Below are 15530 nucleotides of genomic sequence, written 5' to 3'. Positions count from 1 at the left end.
AAGTAAAAAGCCCTGCCTGGCAAGAAATATGTATTGTCAGAAATATAGATTCCGAATACAATGTCGAGAGAAGAAATTCAGCTCAGAAGATAGCGGAGAAATATGCGCATCAGACCTTTTTTCTGGCTCATCCTGGGGATGGCTTGTGTGAGTGTGGTGGTGCTGGCTTTTCTCTATCAACCATATGCTCCGGCGTTTCTGCAGGTTCAGATGGAGCAGAAGCAGTTTGTGGCAACGGGGACTTCCAGGCTGGAGTTGCATCTAACCGATCCGGATGGGCTACCAATCGATCAGGCCCAGATTATCCCTAGCGCACACATGACGAATATGGATATGGCGGCGCTACATAATCATGTGGTGCCACATGGACATGGTGTCTATGAGGTCAATATGGACCTCTACATGGCTGGTCCATGGTCAATTACCATTCAGACCCAGGCGCAGGGCTTTACACCACAGCAGCGAACCATAAAGGTTACAGTACTGTGAATAAGGTTGTCCGTGTTCTAACTGCCTGGCTTAAAAGTTGGCACCTCTCGCTATTCGAGAAGGTCATTCTTGTCAACAGCATAATGTTGATCGGGGAGGCGCTGGCTGCGCTCTGGGTTACCAGCCATCAACTTGAGGTTCATCACTACCTGATCGACACCATCTTTATCGTGATGGCCGCCCTCTTTACGCTATTTGCCAATATTATTCTTTTGCGCGCCAGTTTCCGACCCCTCTTTGAGTTGCTCAAGACGATCAGGGCAGTAGGCTCCGGGCAGATGCAGGAACGAGCCAGGGTCTCGGCCGCCTCCTGGGAGATTGGTGAGCTGGCCCAGGCTTTCAATAGCATGCTTGATCGCCTGGAGTTGGCCCGGCGCGAACGAACACGCGTGATTCTACAAGCACAGGAGAATGAGCGGCGGCGCATTGGTATGGAGCTGCACGATGAAACGGGCCAGAATCTAACCGCCTTGCTGATCCATACGGAGGTCCTGCACCAGCATTTTCAGGTCCTTGCGGCTGCTGGCCTTACCGAGCAAGCGAAAAAACAACTGGATAGCGAGCTGCTGCAGCTCACCCATCTGACACAGCTATCACTGGAAAATGTGCGGGTGCTGGCCCAACAGTTGCGGCCAAGCGTGCTGGACGATCTGGGCCTGCTGGCCGCGTTTCGCTGGCTGGGAGAAGATAGTAGCCAGCGCCTGCGCCTGCAGGTTGAACTGGATCTGCAGCAGATCGAACCCATGGTCAAGGAGCTTCCCGCCAGCTATGAAACCGCCCTCTTTCGCATTGCCCAGGAAAGCTTAACCAACGTAGCCCGCCACGCCCACGCCCAGAATGTGTTGATCTCCCTATTTCCTAAACATACTGCTATCTATCTAACCATCCAGGATGATGGCAATGGCTACCGGCCAGAGGACCGGAAGGCGGGTACAGGCATTTTAGGGATGCGCGAGCGAGCGACCTCGTTAGGTGGTACGCTGACCATTATCAGCAATGGCCAACAAGGAACGACGGTCCAGGCGGTTCTGCCTGCACCGACAGCCAGAAACCAATTAGCTATCATCGAACAGAATAAAGGATAATAAGATTATGTCTGGGGAGAAGACAACGCAGGAGAAGATTCGCATCCTCCTGGCCGATGATCATGATCTGTTGCGGCAGGGTCTCAAGCTACTCTTCGAGGCTCAACCTGACATGCAGGTCGTCGGAGAGGCGCGCAACGGGCGCGAGGCCATTGAGCAGACAAGTGAGCATGCACCCGACGTGGTGATCATGGATATCAGCATGGCCGAGATGGATGGACTGGAGGCCTGCCAGCGTATCCGCAAGCTCCATCCGGGCGTCCAGGTGCTGATCCTGACGATGCACGAGAGTGAAGAATACTTCCTGCAGGCCCTGCGCATCGGCGCCGCAGGCTACCTGGTTAAGAAGGCGGCCCCGACAGAACTGAGTACAGCCGTTCGTACACTAGCACAAGGAGGAGCCTATCTTTATCCCGGCCTGGCCAAAACCTTGATTCGAGCATACATCTCGACCCACAATCAGTCCTATGCATACATCAACAGCCAGAAGAGCGGTAAAGAGAAAAATTCCTCCCTGGGCCATGCCCTCGATGTACTGACACCGCGTGAAGTTGAGGTGCTCAAATACGTCGCGGAAGGCAAGACCAATCAGGAGATCGCCGATATGCTGGTGATCAGCATCAAGACGGTCCAGGCCCACCGCGCCAACGTGATGGATAAACTAGGGCTCCACGATATTACACACCTGGTGCGCTTCGCCATCCATCACGGCCTGATTGCAGCCGAACCATATTTATAGTTCGATTGATTTCAAGGATGATGTAATGCAGCACAAACATAGTAACGACCATCAGCGGACCGCCTACCATTTTCAATCACCCTCCAACTGGATGAATGATCCAAATGGGCTGGTACAATGGAAAGGCAACTATCACCTCTTCTACCAATATAATCCATCTGGCCCCCTCTCGGACAAGATCCATTGGGGACATGCCATGAGCCCGGACCTGCTCCACTGGACCCATCTGCCTATCGCCCTATCCCCTACGGAGGGTGGGCCCGATGAGGATGGTTGCTGGTCTGGCTGCCTGGTCAATAACAATGGCACACCCACACTGGTTTATAGCGGCAATGCGCATGGTCGTCAGCTGCCATGCATCGCCACCGGTTCTGATGACCTGCTCACCTGGCAAAAACATCCCGGCAATCCCGTCGTGGCGGACTGGCCGGCGGGCCTGGATATCGTTGAGTTTCGCGACCACTGTGTCTGGCAGGAAAGCGAGCTGTGGTACCAGGTCATTGGCTCAGGCTTCAAAGGTGTTGGCGGCGCCGCCCTGCTCTACCGCTCAGTGGACCTGCTTACCTGGGAATATCTACAGCCTTTGTGCGTCGGCAACAAGGACGAGACAGGCACCATGTGGGAATGTCCTGACTTATTCCCACTCGGGATAAACATGTCCTGACCATCTCATCGATCCCCTCTGGCCTGGTCTACTATTTTATCGGGACTTATAAGAACTTTACCTTCACACCCGAGAGCCAGGGCATCCTGGATGGGGGCAAACACTTCTATGCTCCACAGTCGATGCGCGATGAGCAGGGGAGACGCGTGATGTTCGGTTGGCTGCGCGAGGGACGCCCTGATGAGGCATTACAGGCCGCCGGCTGGGCCGGGGCCATGTCGCTGCCACGCATCCTCTCACTACAACCAGACGACACACTCAAGATCGAGCCGGCCGCAGAGCTCACCCAATTGCGCCGGCGCCACCTCACCGTCGCCCCACAAGCGGTCACAGGCCAACGCACGGTAATTAACCAGCTGTCCACCAATGCCCTGGAAATAATACTGGAGATCGAAAGCAACGCGGCAACCAGCTGCGGCCTGGAGATTCAGGATAGCGCCTATCCACAGGAAGGTATCCGTATCAACCTGCAAGCGACAGAGCTGAGCATCGAGCAAAGAGGGGAAGAGTGCGCAACAGCCTGAGCGCTGCCCGCTTGCCCCTGGCCGCCACGCCCTGCACATCTTCCTCGACGGCTCGGTCCTGGAAATATTCATCGATGGCCGGTCCTGCCTGACCGAACGCTTCTACCATTCGGCGCCGCAGCAACTCAACCTGAGCATCTTTGCCACCGACGGAGAAACCACCCTCCATCGCCTGGACGCCTGGGAACTGGCCTCGGTCTGGAATTGAACAATGCAGGCTCTCCGTCCTTCCCCAAAGACGGAGAGCCTGCATTGTTTTTATGATTGCTTTTTGTTCATTGCTTCATACTTAATTGTAACCATTCTTCGCGCAGGATCGCATAGAGGTATTCGTCGCCCCATTTCCCTTTAAACCAGATGTTCTGGATAAAATGGCCTTCACGGCGCAGGCCCAGGCGCTCCAGCAGGGCGACAGAGGCGCTGTTCTCGCAATCGGTAATTGCGATGACACGGTGCAGGTTGAATGTCTGAAAGGCATAATTCAGCCAACCGGTGAGCGCCTCAGTGGCATAGCCCTGCCCCTGATAGGCACGCGCCAGGCTATAGCCAAGCTCAGCCTGCCACGGCTCCTGGGCATCCAGCTTAAAATAGCAATCGCCCAGCAACGCCCTGCTCTCTTTATGCTCGATCGCGATCTGCATCCCTATCCCGGGTACACCCGGCAGAAGATCCTGCTGCTCACGCAAAAATGCCCGCGCCTTAGCCTCGCTGATGCCCTCCCAACTCTGATACCTGGCCACTTCAGGATCATTGCGATAAGCCATAAAGTCCACCAGGTCAGTATCTTTGAAGCGCCGCAAGCGCAACCTACTCGTCTCAAGTATCGTAAAATCATCCATATTGTTTCGTAACTACTCAGTAGCCCATGCAATGGGGAAAGGAGAACCAGCAAAAACCGCAGCAATGGCAGCAAGCATTGAGCGCCCCTGCTTGCGCATGGTTGAAAGATAGCTGCGAATGATGCAAAAAGCCGTAGCTCCATCGTCACTGCGGAAGGTTCCGGAAATCTTTTGCTGCACTTTCACCATGCGTAAATCTCGTTCGGCGAGATTGTTGGTAAAAGGCACAGACAGGTCCTCCAGAAAACCCAACACTTGATCAGCTCGCTTTAAGAGCGCATCGAGCAGATTCTTGGAGGCTTCCTGTTTTTTGCGTCCTTGTCGTTTGGGCTGCAGACTTCCTGGGGAGGGCTTGAGCGGCATGCGTGGCAAAGCCAGCGGCCAGAATGGCAAAATACTGGGCAAGCCACTGCTCCCGTTCGGGGGTGGGGACGGCGCTCGCTCCTTGGAGGCGCCAGCGATCAGCGGCTTGCTTCATCGCCAGCAACAGATCGAACATGGCTTGTCCCCAAGGCTGCTTCTCCTGTTCGGCGACATACAGGCAGTCGCGTAGCAGGTGGGCTCCGCAGAGGCTATGGGTACAGAGGTAGCGATCATAGCTGGACCAGCGATCATGCATGGAGCGGCCCTGATAGTGTGGCCAGATCCCAATCTGCTCCAGAGCCTGATGCCCTCGTTTGCGATGCCAGGAGTACAGGGTGAGCCAGGGAGTCGCATTGAGATGCATCCAATGCAAGATGCCTTTGACACGCATCCCCGTTTCGTCAGCATGTTGCAAGGGGCTGGCCAGCAGTAAGGTTTTGATCCGCTCGATGCTCGACTCAAGGGTCTTGGCTGCCTGAGCAATCCAACGGACCAGCGTGCCTTCGGACAACTGACACCCGCACAGATCAGCAAGAGCTTCACAGGTGCGTTGCAGTGGCACCAGTTGAAAGTGGGAAAGATAGACCGCCAAGGCTTGGACCTGCGGGCCATACTGGACAGCAGCATCGACGCCTGCCGGAAAAGACGCCTGCGTCACATGCTGGCAATAGGGCAGCAGATTGCTTGTCGGCAATGCTCCTCGACCAGCAAACGCCACGTGGGCAGATCGTGGACTTGACGGCGTTCGTTGGTGATAGCTGCCTCCTGCTCAAGAGGGTACTGACATGCTTCACAGTGCGTTGGACGATGAAGCACGACGCTATCAGGAGTCAATGCTTGCATCAGGGTATGACCGTGGTGACCGGCTTGTCCACCGGAAGTCTTGCCGCTTTTGCGCCGCTGTTTGCCAGGTTTGCGACCCAATCCATCACTGGAAGGAGGTTTACTACTATTATGACTATCTTTTCCCAATCGCCGTTCAAGCTCTTCAATGCGCAACAAGGCACCTATGAGCAATCCTTCGAGCTCTTCGATCCTGCGATCTTTCTGCTCTGCTTGCTCTTTGAATGCCTCTGCTTGCTCTTTGAGCTCTCGGTAGGCTTTCTGAAGATTTCTCACTTCTTCTTCTGTCATGCTCTTAGTTTATCAGCTTTGTCCAGCTTTTCTCAAGGTACTGAGTAGTTACATTGTTTCAATCTTTTCTTGCTTTTTAAATATTATAATATTAATTTTTAACATTATAACCGAAATTTCGGCGAGAAAAAGCGTATATGAAGAGTGCACATGCATACCCGCGAAGAGAGCACATGCATACAAGAAGCGGTTTTAGCTAGCTGCTTGCCTGGACCAGGCGATGCGGGTCAATTCATAGACGCATTGGGGGGCATCCCATTTGACGACGGAACGTGTATAGCGCATCCCTAATTTTTCCAGCACATGCCGTGAGGCTTGATTGGCCTCTTGCGTCACCCCAAGCAAGTGATCCACCGTAAAGAGCTCAAAAAGATGATCCACCATCGCCCGCGCGGCCTCGGTCGCGAAGCCGTGTCCCCAGGAGGACGGAAAATACTTATAGGATAGCTCAAGCTCGCCCTCAAATAGTCCTGGCCCACAGATCCCGATCGGCTGCTCATTCCCACGTACGCACACCGCCCACATCCCCAATCCATGTTCCTGCCAGGAACGCACCACATCCAGGCCACACTGCGCGGCGCTTTCAGGTGTACGCTTGCCGCCCAGATAACGCTGTGTTCGCTCATCCAGCCATAATCTTCCCAGGTACGCCGCCTCATCCATCCTGGGGCGACGCAATAGCAAGCGCGCAGTCTCCATAGACTCACGAATCTGAGTTGCATCAGGAAAATCTAACATAGCTGTGGCATCCTTTCCATGCAAACAACTAATTCCAAAAACATCATTATCCTTATACTATAACGTGCAGCATACTCTATATAAACATAGGCTATGTGGCCTTTTTAATTTTCCTCTTTGGCGCCTGCGGCGCCGGGTTGGGGGTGTGGAGTGTATGTGGTGGGCGGCTGCGGCCGCCCACCACATACACTCCACACATGAAAGAATATCGCCTGCTAGTAATCTCTGGCCGCCCACCACATACACTCCACACATGAAAGAATATCGCCTGCTAGTAATCTCTGGCCGCCCATCACATACACTCCACACATGAAAGAATATCGCCTGCTAGTAATCTCTGGCCGCCCACCAAGCACTCCACACCTGGAAGAATGGACTTCTTCTCGCTTGCTCGTGATCTCTGGACGAACATCAAAAAGCCCTGATGTGGCCATCAGATAGATGCAGTGCTAAAGATTACAATCGCTCCGTTGGTTACCGCTATAAATAATGGAGCGACCCATCTCGATGAGATAGGCCGCTCCATCGGCTTGTATAGTCAGGTTACAGCTAGCAATCAGGAACGGGGAGAGGCACAGTCATAGAGCTGGTTGCCTGCCTGCTGGCTGCTAGTAGAGCCGCTTGTTTGCCATGAACTGGCTGGTACGACGCTACAGTGGCCGGTAACCCAGGTGGCGGCTTGATTCTGGCGTCCAAATCCACCAAACCCGCCAGCATCCTCCAGGAATTGGCGGAACTGCTCTGGCACCTGATCAATATTAAACTGACCACCACCGCGCCCGGTTCCAGTTGACATCCAGAAGTAACGGACCGTTCCGTTCTGGATTAAATTCTGTAGGTCGCTGGTGGTCAGGATGGGATCACCGCCGCTGAAACCGCCCAGGGCCATCACCGGCTTATTGGTGGACAGAATAATTGAATCGGCAGTATTGGAGCTCGGGGTAGCAACCAGGAACTTTGAGCTGCCTTGATGAGCTTCCAGGTATGAGATCAGGGCAGGATCAGCGTTACCACCCTCACCGAAGCCAAAGCCACCGCCCCGCTGCGCATTGCCCAGGTTATCGCGGGCAGCCGCATTATTACCACCTGTGCCAGTTCCGGCGCCACCCGCTCCCGGGAAGGCCAGATCAGCCTGGGCATTGGGTCCAGCGGTCGGAGCCGACGACTCGGTATTACGCAATACCGAATAGCCAGACCAGATGGTTGGCGCGATCAATAAAGCTAGCAGGCCAACGGCAACCGCGCTGCCAGCCAGGCGTGGTAGCGACAGTCCCAGGTTCAAGCGTGGATACAGGCGTACCAGGACCAGGACAATCAGTCCCAGAATGGTCAGGACACCAATGATGGGGCTTAACCAGATGGCCCATGAGGGATAGCTGGCCAGCATATACAATTGTGCGACCGCGGTTAAGGCCAGGGCAATCGGCAAGAGCCAGCCGCTCCAGCTACGTCCGCGATAAGCCTGCCACATTACCACCGCGCCAATACCAACCATAGCGCTCAGGCCAGGCGACAGCTCAGTCATATAATATTGATGGAACGAGCCATCAACCGAGAAGAAGATCGCCATCGTCAACAGCCAGATCCCCCAGAGGATCAAGGCCAACTGCTGATGATCAACCTGGAAGCGGAAACGGCGCTGCACCGCCAGGGCGATAATCGCCACCAGCGCAAAAGGCAGCAACCAACCAATCTGTCCACCCAGGGTCACCCCAAAGAGGCGGAAAGGACCCGCAGCACCGGTCTGAAAACCGCCTGCGCCTCCCTGGAACTGACCAGCTGCGCCATTGCCATTGCCGCCAGCACCACCAGTACCGCCATTGCCAAACCGGCCGGTACCGCCATTGCCAAACCGGCCAGTGCCGCCATTGCCAAACCGGCCGGTGCCGCCATTATTACCACCACCGGGAAATGGGGTCTGCTGAGAAGTGGTGCTATTCTGACTGGTGCCAGTGCGCGGAGTGGTCTGACCGGGGAAACCATTGCGATTGCGGCCACCACCAAAGCCATTATTGCCACCAATGTGCAAGCGGTTCAGGCCATTATAACCAAAGGCCAGGCTCAACTCCGAATTATCCTGTGTCGAGCCGACATAGGGACGCTGCGCAGCCGGCGTTAAATCAACCGCCAGGGCCCAGGAGAGCGAGAGTAACAGCATCACCAACAGGGCCAGAGCCAGGTGCCAGATACGCGTCCAGATCGTGCGTGGCGCGCACAGCAGGTAGGTCAGTCCCAGCGCAGGCACGACCAGGTAAGCCTCGGCCATCTTCACATTGAAACCAATACCCACGAAGACCGCGCTCAGGAGCAGCCAGCGTAGCTTGCCACTTTCCGCGGCACGGATAACAGCCCAGGCCGAGAGCAGCAGGACCAGGGCCAGCGTTCCATCGATCGTATTATTGCGGTTGGTTACTACGCTGATCGGCGTCACGGCCAGCGCCAGCCCTGCCACCAGGCCAGCAACCGGCCCAAAATGGCGCTTCACCAATGCATAGAGCAACCAGACCGCCAGCACGCCACACAATGCCTGTGGCAAGAAAATGCTGAACGGCGTAAAACCAAAGATCTTTGTACTGAGCGTCTGCAACCAGAAACCAAGCGGGGGTTTATCAATGGTCACAAAGCCACCCGGATCAAATGAAACAAAGAAGAAATTATGCCAGCTATCCGCCATACTGCGCACACCAGCGGCATAATAAGCATTGCCGTAGCCATTCTGGCCAAGCTGGAAAAAGTCCATAAAGACAGAGAGCAATAAAACCGCACCCAGCGCGATACGGTTCCACAAACGCGGCATCTCTGTCCTACCCACTTTCGGAGGTGTGGTATCTATGGGCGATAATGTCGAGGCATCAGCGATATCTGCCATGGCCTATCTATCTCCTTAATTGGGAGTTCTCTTCGCATTTTATACTCTTCAGGAAAAGAGTTATCAAATTTTATGCAGCATGCATCTAAGCAGGTGCGAATTCCTTTATGAACATAAGTATAGAGGAGAATTCTCAACAAAGGGACAGGCAAATGTAAATAAACTTTAAAATAATTGGAATTCCAATTAAAACGAATATAGGTATTTTCTGACGACCGCCCACGAATATAGGAAATTGTGATATATCCGCGAGGCGGGCCGCCAGCAGGCTTAGAGCTGCATGCGCGCTACTTCGTGCCAGCTCTGACCACCATCTTTAGTCTGTAAAAGCACGCTGACATCGCCCTTTCGCAAACCGCCTCCAGGCTCAGGCAAAGGTGGATGATTGATATTCATAGCAATTACCCAGCCAACATCAGCCGTCACAAAATCAAGAGAGCTATAGCGATTGAAGTGGCTTGGGAAAGCATGCTTAAGCCAGTTCCGACCACCATCAGCGGTCGTATAAAACAAGCGATCGCTGGTATTAGCCTCCTGGGTCCAGGCATGCTGCAGATCCACAAAATTATTAGTCATGAGTTGAAATTTCGTGCTCACACCGCTCGGTTGCCAGCTCTTTCCACCATCGTGGGTGATATAAGGCCGAGCGGTTGGCGCAAAGGCGGGTCCGGGGCCAGTGGTCGAGGCTAGTAGCAGACCGGTCTGAGCGGTAAAGAAAAGCGGTTGACTTAGAGAGGTTGCGGCACTTTGATTGGGAAGGGTGAACAGGTGCCAGCTATTACCAGCGTCATGGGTAGTATACAACCAGCCCTGACTGCTCGTGCCATGATAGGTGGTGCCAGTCAGCCAGCCTGTCTGCGGTGAAGTAAATTGTAAGCGGGCATTGGCGGCCAGCGGCGCCACCCCGTAGGCATCATCGCTGGTCGTGGGCAACTGCGAGGTTGACGGACCACTGACAACACGCTGCCAGCTCAGACCACCATCAGAGGTGCGATAGAGCGCGATCCGACCACCGATATAAGAGCTACCAGGATCGAGACCCGGAAAATGGTCGGTCGCCAGAAACCAGCCGTGATCTGCATCTACAAAAACCGGGGGCGTCTCCAGATAACGCGCATCGACGACCGAGCTCTGCCAGATCAAGCCACCATTGCTGGTATGATAAATACGCGAACTGGAGACTCGCGTCTTCTGATCATACAGAGGCGCCAGCACGGTCGCGACAGTCGCTGAATGGAAGTCAGTAACACAAGGGACCACAAAAGCTTTGCCCGCCGCCTGAGTTGACAGACAGTTTAACATTACCCGCCAGTGGGCTCCGCCATCGCTGGTACGTAAAATACTATAACTACCCGATCCAGGCACACTCTGGCTTACCGCCCAACCACTCGTGGTCGTGAACATGTGCACGGAACCAAGCACACCTTTCAAGGGTGGGGCTGGTTGCACGCTCTCTTGCGGGCCCGTGCTCGTTTTATCCCCGTTCGCACCACAACTTGTAAAGAGGAAGAGTATCACACAGAAAATCGACAACAAACAATAAGAGACGGGCCGATAGTAATGGGTATCCCGGCGCAACATCCGTAAGAAGTGCAACATTATCTTGTTCCTTTATTTTTATTTGGAGAGCCTTATCTATAGCCTGTACCTTAAGAAACGTTTTGCCCCTCCAGTTTGTTGCACTTCAAGTGTCTTGAAGACACGAAATAATTAATATTGTCTATGGAGTAGTTATTTTAAAGGAGAATATGGCCCTACAAAAAACAATAAGGAGGAATCATATTGACTCCTCCTTTATTGTTCCCCAGAGAGCAAGGACCCCACGAAGGAACGAAAGAGGTCCAAGGGACTCTGCGACTCGCGGATGCTCACAATAAAACATTCCCCCCGAAATGTTTCAGGTAGCATACAAATTGTTCGTGGAACGATCTTACAGCAAGACGGTTGCCCAACAGACTATGCTGTAGATGTCCCCATTCCTGTTTCATCCAGATCCGTGCCTATGCACCAAACAAGCAGATCTGTCCACAGGCGTTAGTTTCCACTGAACAGACGCGGTACCATGCCCGTAAAGTTACACACGGATTATTAGCTCCCCCAAGCCTCATCCTGGTAACGACATTTCCCCATAGATGATCATACTGGATCACGAATAAGATGTAGTTGATAATGCGTTAAGATTTTGTGGAGATCTACCTGAATCGAAGTTTAAGGGTTAAGAAAAACACATGTCATGAATATGACATGTGTTTTGTGTTTTGGGGTTATCTACTGGCTGTCTGCGGCGTCAGTAGAGGGGAGAGGCTTTGCGAGGTCTGGCATGCCCATATCCACATAGAGAGGCAAGCGCCACTCATGACGGTGAGCGGGGATGCGTAATTTAGGACTTCGTTCTCATCAATCGTGATTTTGTTGACAGTATCGATGATTAAAGAGTAAGAAGAGGATAGAGCACTTTACAAGCGGCTCAAGAATTGTGGAGCAGAGACACATGGATATAAAAGCAAGATCCCTTTCTGAGGAGAAGGTGAAGACAAAGTACCTTTTTTCTCCTTTCATCATCTATCTTATCCTCTTTTATGGTTTCTGGATTGGATGGGTGTATTTGATCTATCCGCATATGCAAGAGTTAGGCACGACAACGTTGGTATATGCGCTCGCCAATCTCGTTACGAGATTGCTGCTCTGGGTGATCCCGGTGTTTCTTTACTTGCGCTATATTGATCATGTCGATCCTATAGCGTATTTGAAACTCAATCAATATTGGAAAAGGGGCATGCTTATAGGCCTTGCGCTTTCTGTGCTGAATTTTTTAGGGATGCTGCTACGTTTTGGGCCACCACATCCCAGTATACAATACGTCACATGGAATGGTGTCCTCAACACCTCAATCCTGATCGGATTTTTTGAAGAAATTCCTTTCAGAGGCTTTATTTTACAGAAGCTCCAGGAGAAGTTTCCTTTCTGGCTCTCGAATCTTCTTTCGTCTCTGTTGTTTCTGGGCATCCATTTGCCAGGCTGGATTTTGCTACACACACTGACATGGTCGAATGTGATCTCCATTTTTGTGCTTGGAAGTATTTTCGCCATCATTTTTTACTACTCTAAATCACTCTGGAGCAGTATTATCACGCATAGTCTTAACGATTTTCTTTCCTCCGTCCTTTTTCACATCTCATAGAGAACAGTTCACATTCCCAGGCCAGCGCTCCAGATTTAGAGCATTATACAGAGGCATGAACTGTTCTCTATGAGCGCCTAGTGGTGAAAGTTCTGGCTGTCGAGGGGGGCCTGGTCACGATCAAACATGCCATAGTCACGTATGACGCCGGCAATTCTGAGGCGGTAGTCGTTGAAAATGGTATCTCGCCCAGCGGTTTGGGCGGCTCGATGCTGCTCGATTTGCCTCCAGGTCTCGATGGCTTTCTCATCGTTCCAGAATGAGAGTGAAAGGATTTTGCCAGGAGTGGTGAGGCTTTCAAAGCGCTCGATGGAGATGAAGCCGTCGATTTCATCGAGCATTGGACGCAGTTGAGCGGCGATGTCGAGATATTCTTGCTTGCGCTCTTCCTTCGGCGACACTTCAAATATTACTGCAATCATAACAACATGTCCTTTCTGATCTGTTCCCATTTATATGTTTATTGGGCAATAAAGCCAGTATACGGGCGCACTATTCATATGTCTAATAGATAGCTTTTATGCTTGTCATCAGTTATACTGATGGCTATGGAACTGAGTGAAATTGAAGCATTCATTACAATCAATCAGGTTGGTGGCTTCACCCGAGCGGCTGAGTTATTGCATCTGTCACAGCCAGCTGTCAGCCGACGTATTGAGCTGCTAGAACGCGAGTTGGAGGTTCTTTTATTTGAGCGCCTCTCATCCGGCATTCGCCTGACGGAGGCTGGCCGTGCATTTCTGCCACATGCACAGCAGGTAGTGGCCGCCATCGAGGATGGAAGAGCCGCTATACATGCGCTCGAAAAAGAAGAGAAGGGCGACATTACGCTGGCGCTGGTGGGTACGCTGGCCAGCACACGGCTAACGACACACTTGCAAGCATTCCACAAAACGTATCCCCAGATTCATCTAAGGCTGCATACCGCACGCAGTGACGAAGTAAGCACGCTTGTCCAACAAGGCCAGGCACATTTAGGCCTGAGGTACTTCGCCGATCCACGACCCGATATCCAATCGCTGCCTGTCATTAACGAGCCCCTGCTGGTCATCTGTGCCATGCAGTCGCGCTTTTTCGCGGATGAGCCAACGGAGCCCGCAGCGCTGTTTGGCATCCCATGGGTAACTTTTCCACTCAATGTTGGATCATCTGGTGAGCCATTTGCTCGCCTGCTTCAACAACAGTTGCAGCGCTATGAGCTGGATACAGCAGAGCGCATCGTCATAGACAGTTTGACCGCCCAAAAACGCTTGATCGAGGCCGATTTTGGCATCGGGCTCGTGCCTGCCAGCAGCGTTGAAGAAGAGCTCCGAATCGGGACAGTACGCGTACTTCCAGTGGCAGGCCTGACAACCAATGTACCTGTGATGGTGATCCACCGCAGTCAAGCTTATCTGAGCCGCGCTGTTCGCCTCTTGCTAGAGACGTTAACAGCACAAATCGTCGAAGAGGACCGCTAACCACATAACTTCCACGCAACTAGAGGAATAGAGGAATAGTCGTAACGAGGATAACGAGCCCAAGGGCCAGATAATCGAGACGGCCGAGAGGTTGTTCGTACAGCAGGGTCCGTGGACCATCACCTCGGTAGCCACGGGCATCAAGGGCTGTGGCAAGTTCAGAGGCACGCCGCAAGGTACCTTGTACCAGTGGGACGAAAAACATGGCCAGACTCTGGAAGCGTTCTCTGCCGGTGCCGTGGACAATATCGGCTCCACGGGCCGCCTGGGCTTTCAGCAATTGGTCAGCTTCTTCAATCAAGGTAGGGATAAAACGCAAGGCCAGCAAGAGCATGAGGGCAAAATCATCAACGGGCAATTTCAGACGGCGCAGTGGCGAGAGTAGCAGGGTCAGACCTTCGATGAGTGCAATGGGTGGGGTGGTCATCGTGAGCAACATAGATGAGATAAAGAGGACACAGAAGACAACAAAGGTCACGAGCGACAACCACACTCCTTGCTGCGTAATAACAAGTGGGCCGATAGTCATCAGGTGGTTGGCTGCAAAACCACTGGTTAGCCAGAAAAAGAAGGGGATCGCCAGGAGAGTTAGCAGCAACAGGTTGCGTATAAAGCGCAGCCAGAAATGGCGCTGACACCAGTTACGCAGCGGTGGTAGCCAGCTCAATATAAATGCAAGCAGGGAAATACCTCCCAGCCATAACAGGTCACGGCTCAACGCAGCATAAGTGGGCAGCCATGGCCCTAGCTGCCAGATCACAGGGCTATCACCAACACTGCCAAAGACCGACAGGAAGAGGCTAAAAAAAACGACTAGCGCCAGAAACCAGAGGCGCCGCCCAAAGTCTCGTAGCGATAGGCCCGACAAGGCCATCCCACCAAGCACTAGCAGCATAGTTACGATATAGGAAGCAAAATGCCATTGTCGGTGGTTGGCGATCAATAAAGTACCCACCAACCAGACGATGATGAGTAGTTTGGTGCGTGCCTGCATGCGATGTAGCACGCTGTTACCAGGATAAAAGATCCCGAGAGAAATATTTTTTAGCATAAGAACAACCTGATCTATAGCACATTATGTGTGTTCTGTGGGGCCGCCGCAAGCGGCGCCACGACGGGGGGAAGGAAGAGGTTGGGGCACAGCCCCAAACCCCCAGTCAAGGGCTCGGCGCCCCTTGCATCCCCGCTTTATGGGCGAGATATCGGAAAACGTTTGAGCCACAGCCCACCATCCCCGCCAAGGGGCTCACCGCCCCTTGCATCCCCGCTTTATGGGCGAGATATCGGAAAACGTTTGAGCCACAGCCCACCATTCCCGCCAAGGGCTCACCTCCCCTTGTATCCCCGCTTTATGGGCAAGATATCGGAAAACGTTTGAGCCACAGCCCACCATCCCCGCCAAGGGCTCACCGCCCCTTGTATCCCCGCTTTATGGGCAAGTGGTC

At 53.1% G+C, this 15530-nt stretch carries 17 protein-coding genes; 8 read left to right on the top strand and 9 right to left on the bottom strand.

The window, feature by feature from the left end; genetic code table 11:
* Nucleotides 1-102 precede the first annotated feature (102 nt).
* From EL645_RS22900 to EL645_RS45675, 6 genes are read left to right on the top strand one after another with little or no spacing between them, the layout of a single operon-like run.
* A complete protein-coding gene (locus EL645_RS22900; protein ID WP_126552641.1) occupies nucleotides 103-489 on the top strand; it encodes a FixH family protein in 387 nt (128 codons plus the stop codon).
* On the top strand, nucleotides 486-1574 hold the full coding sequence (locus tag EL645_RS22895; protein WP_161977603.1) for a sensor histidine kinase: 1089 nt from the start codon (nucleotides 486-488) through the stop codon (nucleotides 1572-1574). The genes EL645_RS22900 and EL645_RS22895 overlap by 4 nt, the downstream gene beginning before the upstream one ends.
* A gap of 7 nt (nucleotides 1575-1581) precedes the next feature.
* Nucleotides 1582-2313 (top strand): response regulator transcription factor, encoded by a 732-nt coding sequence (locus EL645_RS22890; protein ID WP_126552639.1) that lies wholly within the window; start codon nucleotides 1582-1584, stop codon nucleotides 2311-2313.
* Nucleotides 2314-2338: 25 nt separating this feature from the next.
* Entirely contained in the window at nucleotides 2339-2977 is a 639-nt protein-coding gene (locus EL645_RS44450) for a glycoside hydrolase family 32 protein (RefSeq protein ID WP_126552638.1), read from the top strand.
* Nucleotides 2950-3501, top strand: a complete 552-nt coding sequence (locus EL645_RS44445) for a glycoside hydrolase family 32 protein (protein ID WP_126552637.1) — start codon at nucleotides 2950-2952, stop codon at nucleotides 3499-3501. Before EL645_RS44450 ends, EL645_RS44445 begins: the two co-directional genes overlap by 28 nt.
* Before the next feature lie 31 nt (nucleotides 3502-3532).
* Nucleotides 3533-3709, top strand: coding sequence for a GH32 C-terminal domain-containing protein (locus EL645_RS45675; protein ID WP_371865753.1), 177 nt, complete (start codon nucleotides 3533-3535; stop codon nucleotides 3707-3709).
* A 67-nt stretch (nucleotides 3710-3776) separates the two neighbouring features.
* Here EL645_RS45675 and EL645_RS22870 read toward each other — a convergent pair whose 3' ends face one another.
* The 7 genes from EL645_RS22870 to EL645_RS22850 all read right to left on the bottom strand — a co-directional run bounded on the left by EL645_RS22870 (nucleotide 3777) and on the right by EL645_RS22850 (nucleotide 11043).
* A complete protein-coding gene (locus EL645_RS22870; RefSeq protein WP_126552636.1) occupies nucleotides 3777-4340 on the bottom strand; it encodes a GNAT family N-acetyltransferase in 564 nt (187 codons plus the stop codon).
* A 12-nt stretch (nucleotides 4341-4352) separates the two neighbouring features.
* Nucleotides 4353-4703: an IS66 family transposase gene (locus EL645_RS45670; protein WP_371865694.1), complete on the bottom strand. Its 351-nt coding sequence runs from the start codon at nucleotides 4701-4703 to the stop codon at nucleotides 4353-4355.
* Nucleotides 4600-5397, bottom strand: coding sequence for an IS66 family transposase (locus tag EL645_RS42945; RefSeq protein ID WP_371865693.1), 798 nt, complete (start codon nucleotides 5395-5397; stop codon nucleotides 4600-4602). Before EL645_RS42945 ends, EL645_RS45670 begins: the two co-directional genes overlap by 104 nt.
* The gene (locus tag EL645_RS42940; protein WP_246035444.1) at nucleotides 5358-5837 is read right to left on the bottom strand and encodes a DUF6444 domain-containing protein; all 480 of its coding nucleotides are present in this window, start codon (nucleotides 5835-5837) and stop codon (nucleotides 5358-5360) included. The genes EL645_RS42945 and EL645_RS42940 overlap by 40 nt, the downstream gene beginning before the upstream one ends.
* A gap of 192 nt (nucleotides 5838-6029) precedes the next feature.
* Nucleotides 6030-6575 (bottom strand): GNAT family N-acetyltransferase, encoded by a 546-nt coding sequence (locus EL645_RS22860; RefSeq protein WP_126552635.1) that lies wholly within the window; start codon nucleotides 6573-6575, stop codon nucleotides 6030-6032.
* Nucleotides 6576-7131: 556 nt separating this feature from the next.
* Nucleotides 7132-9444 carry a glycosyltransferase family 39 protein gene (locus EL645_RS40350; protein WP_126552634.1) on the bottom strand — a complete coding sequence of 771 codons (2313 nt, stop codon included), beginning with the start codon at nucleotides 9442-9444 and terminating at the stop codon, nucleotides 7132-7134.
* Between the two features lie 270 nt (nucleotides 9445-9714).
* Nucleotides 9715-11043, bottom strand: coding sequence for a sialidase family protein (locus tag EL645_RS22850; protein ID WP_126552633.1), 1329 nt, complete (start codon nucleotides 11041-11043; stop codon nucleotides 9715-9717).
* A gap of 892 nt (nucleotides 11044-11935) precedes the next feature.
* Here EL645_RS22850 and EL645_RS45665 point away from each other — a divergent pair.
* Complete coding sequence (locus EL645_RS45665; protein ID WP_126552632.1) at nucleotides 11936-12625, top strand: CPBP family intramembrane glutamic endopeptidase; 690 nt, start codon at nucleotides 11936-11938, stop codon at nucleotides 12623-12625.
* A gap of 77 nt (nucleotides 12626-12702) precedes the next feature.
* Here EL645_RS45665 and EL645_RS22840 read toward each other — a convergent pair whose 3' ends face one another.
* Nucleotides 12703-13047: an antibiotic biosynthesis monooxygenase family protein gene (locus EL645_RS22840; protein ID WP_126552631.1), complete on the bottom strand. Its 345-nt coding sequence runs from the start codon at nucleotides 13045-13047 to the stop codon at nucleotides 12703-12705.
* Between the two features lie 102 nt (nucleotides 13048-13149).
* Between EL645_RS22840 and EL645_RS22835 the strand changes: the two genes are divergently transcribed.
* Nucleotides 13150-14085 (top strand): LysR family transcriptional regulator, encoded by a 936-nt coding sequence (locus EL645_RS22835; RefSeq protein ID WP_126552630.1) that lies wholly within the window; start codon nucleotides 13150-13152, stop codon nucleotides 14083-14085.
* Nucleotides 14086-14104: 19 nt separating this feature from the next.
* Here the strand turns inward: EL645_RS22835 and EL645_RS22830 are convergent, their stop codons facing one another.
* Nucleotides 14105-15136 carry an energy-coupling factor transporter transmembrane component T family protein gene (locus EL645_RS22830; RefSeq protein WP_126552629.1) on the bottom strand — a complete coding sequence of 344 codons (1032 nt, stop codon included), beginning with the start codon at nucleotides 15134-15136 and terminating at the stop codon, nucleotides 14105-14107.
* Nucleotides 15137-15530: the final 394 nt, after the last annotated feature.

It is taken from the genome of Dictyobacter kobayashii (genome assembly GCF_003967555.1).
GTDB lineage: Bacteria > Chloroflexota > Ktedonobacteria > Ktedonobacterales > Ktedonobacteraceae > Dictyobacter > Dictyobacter kobayashii.
This window is presented reverse-complemented; position numbering and strand designations above follow the sequence as displayed.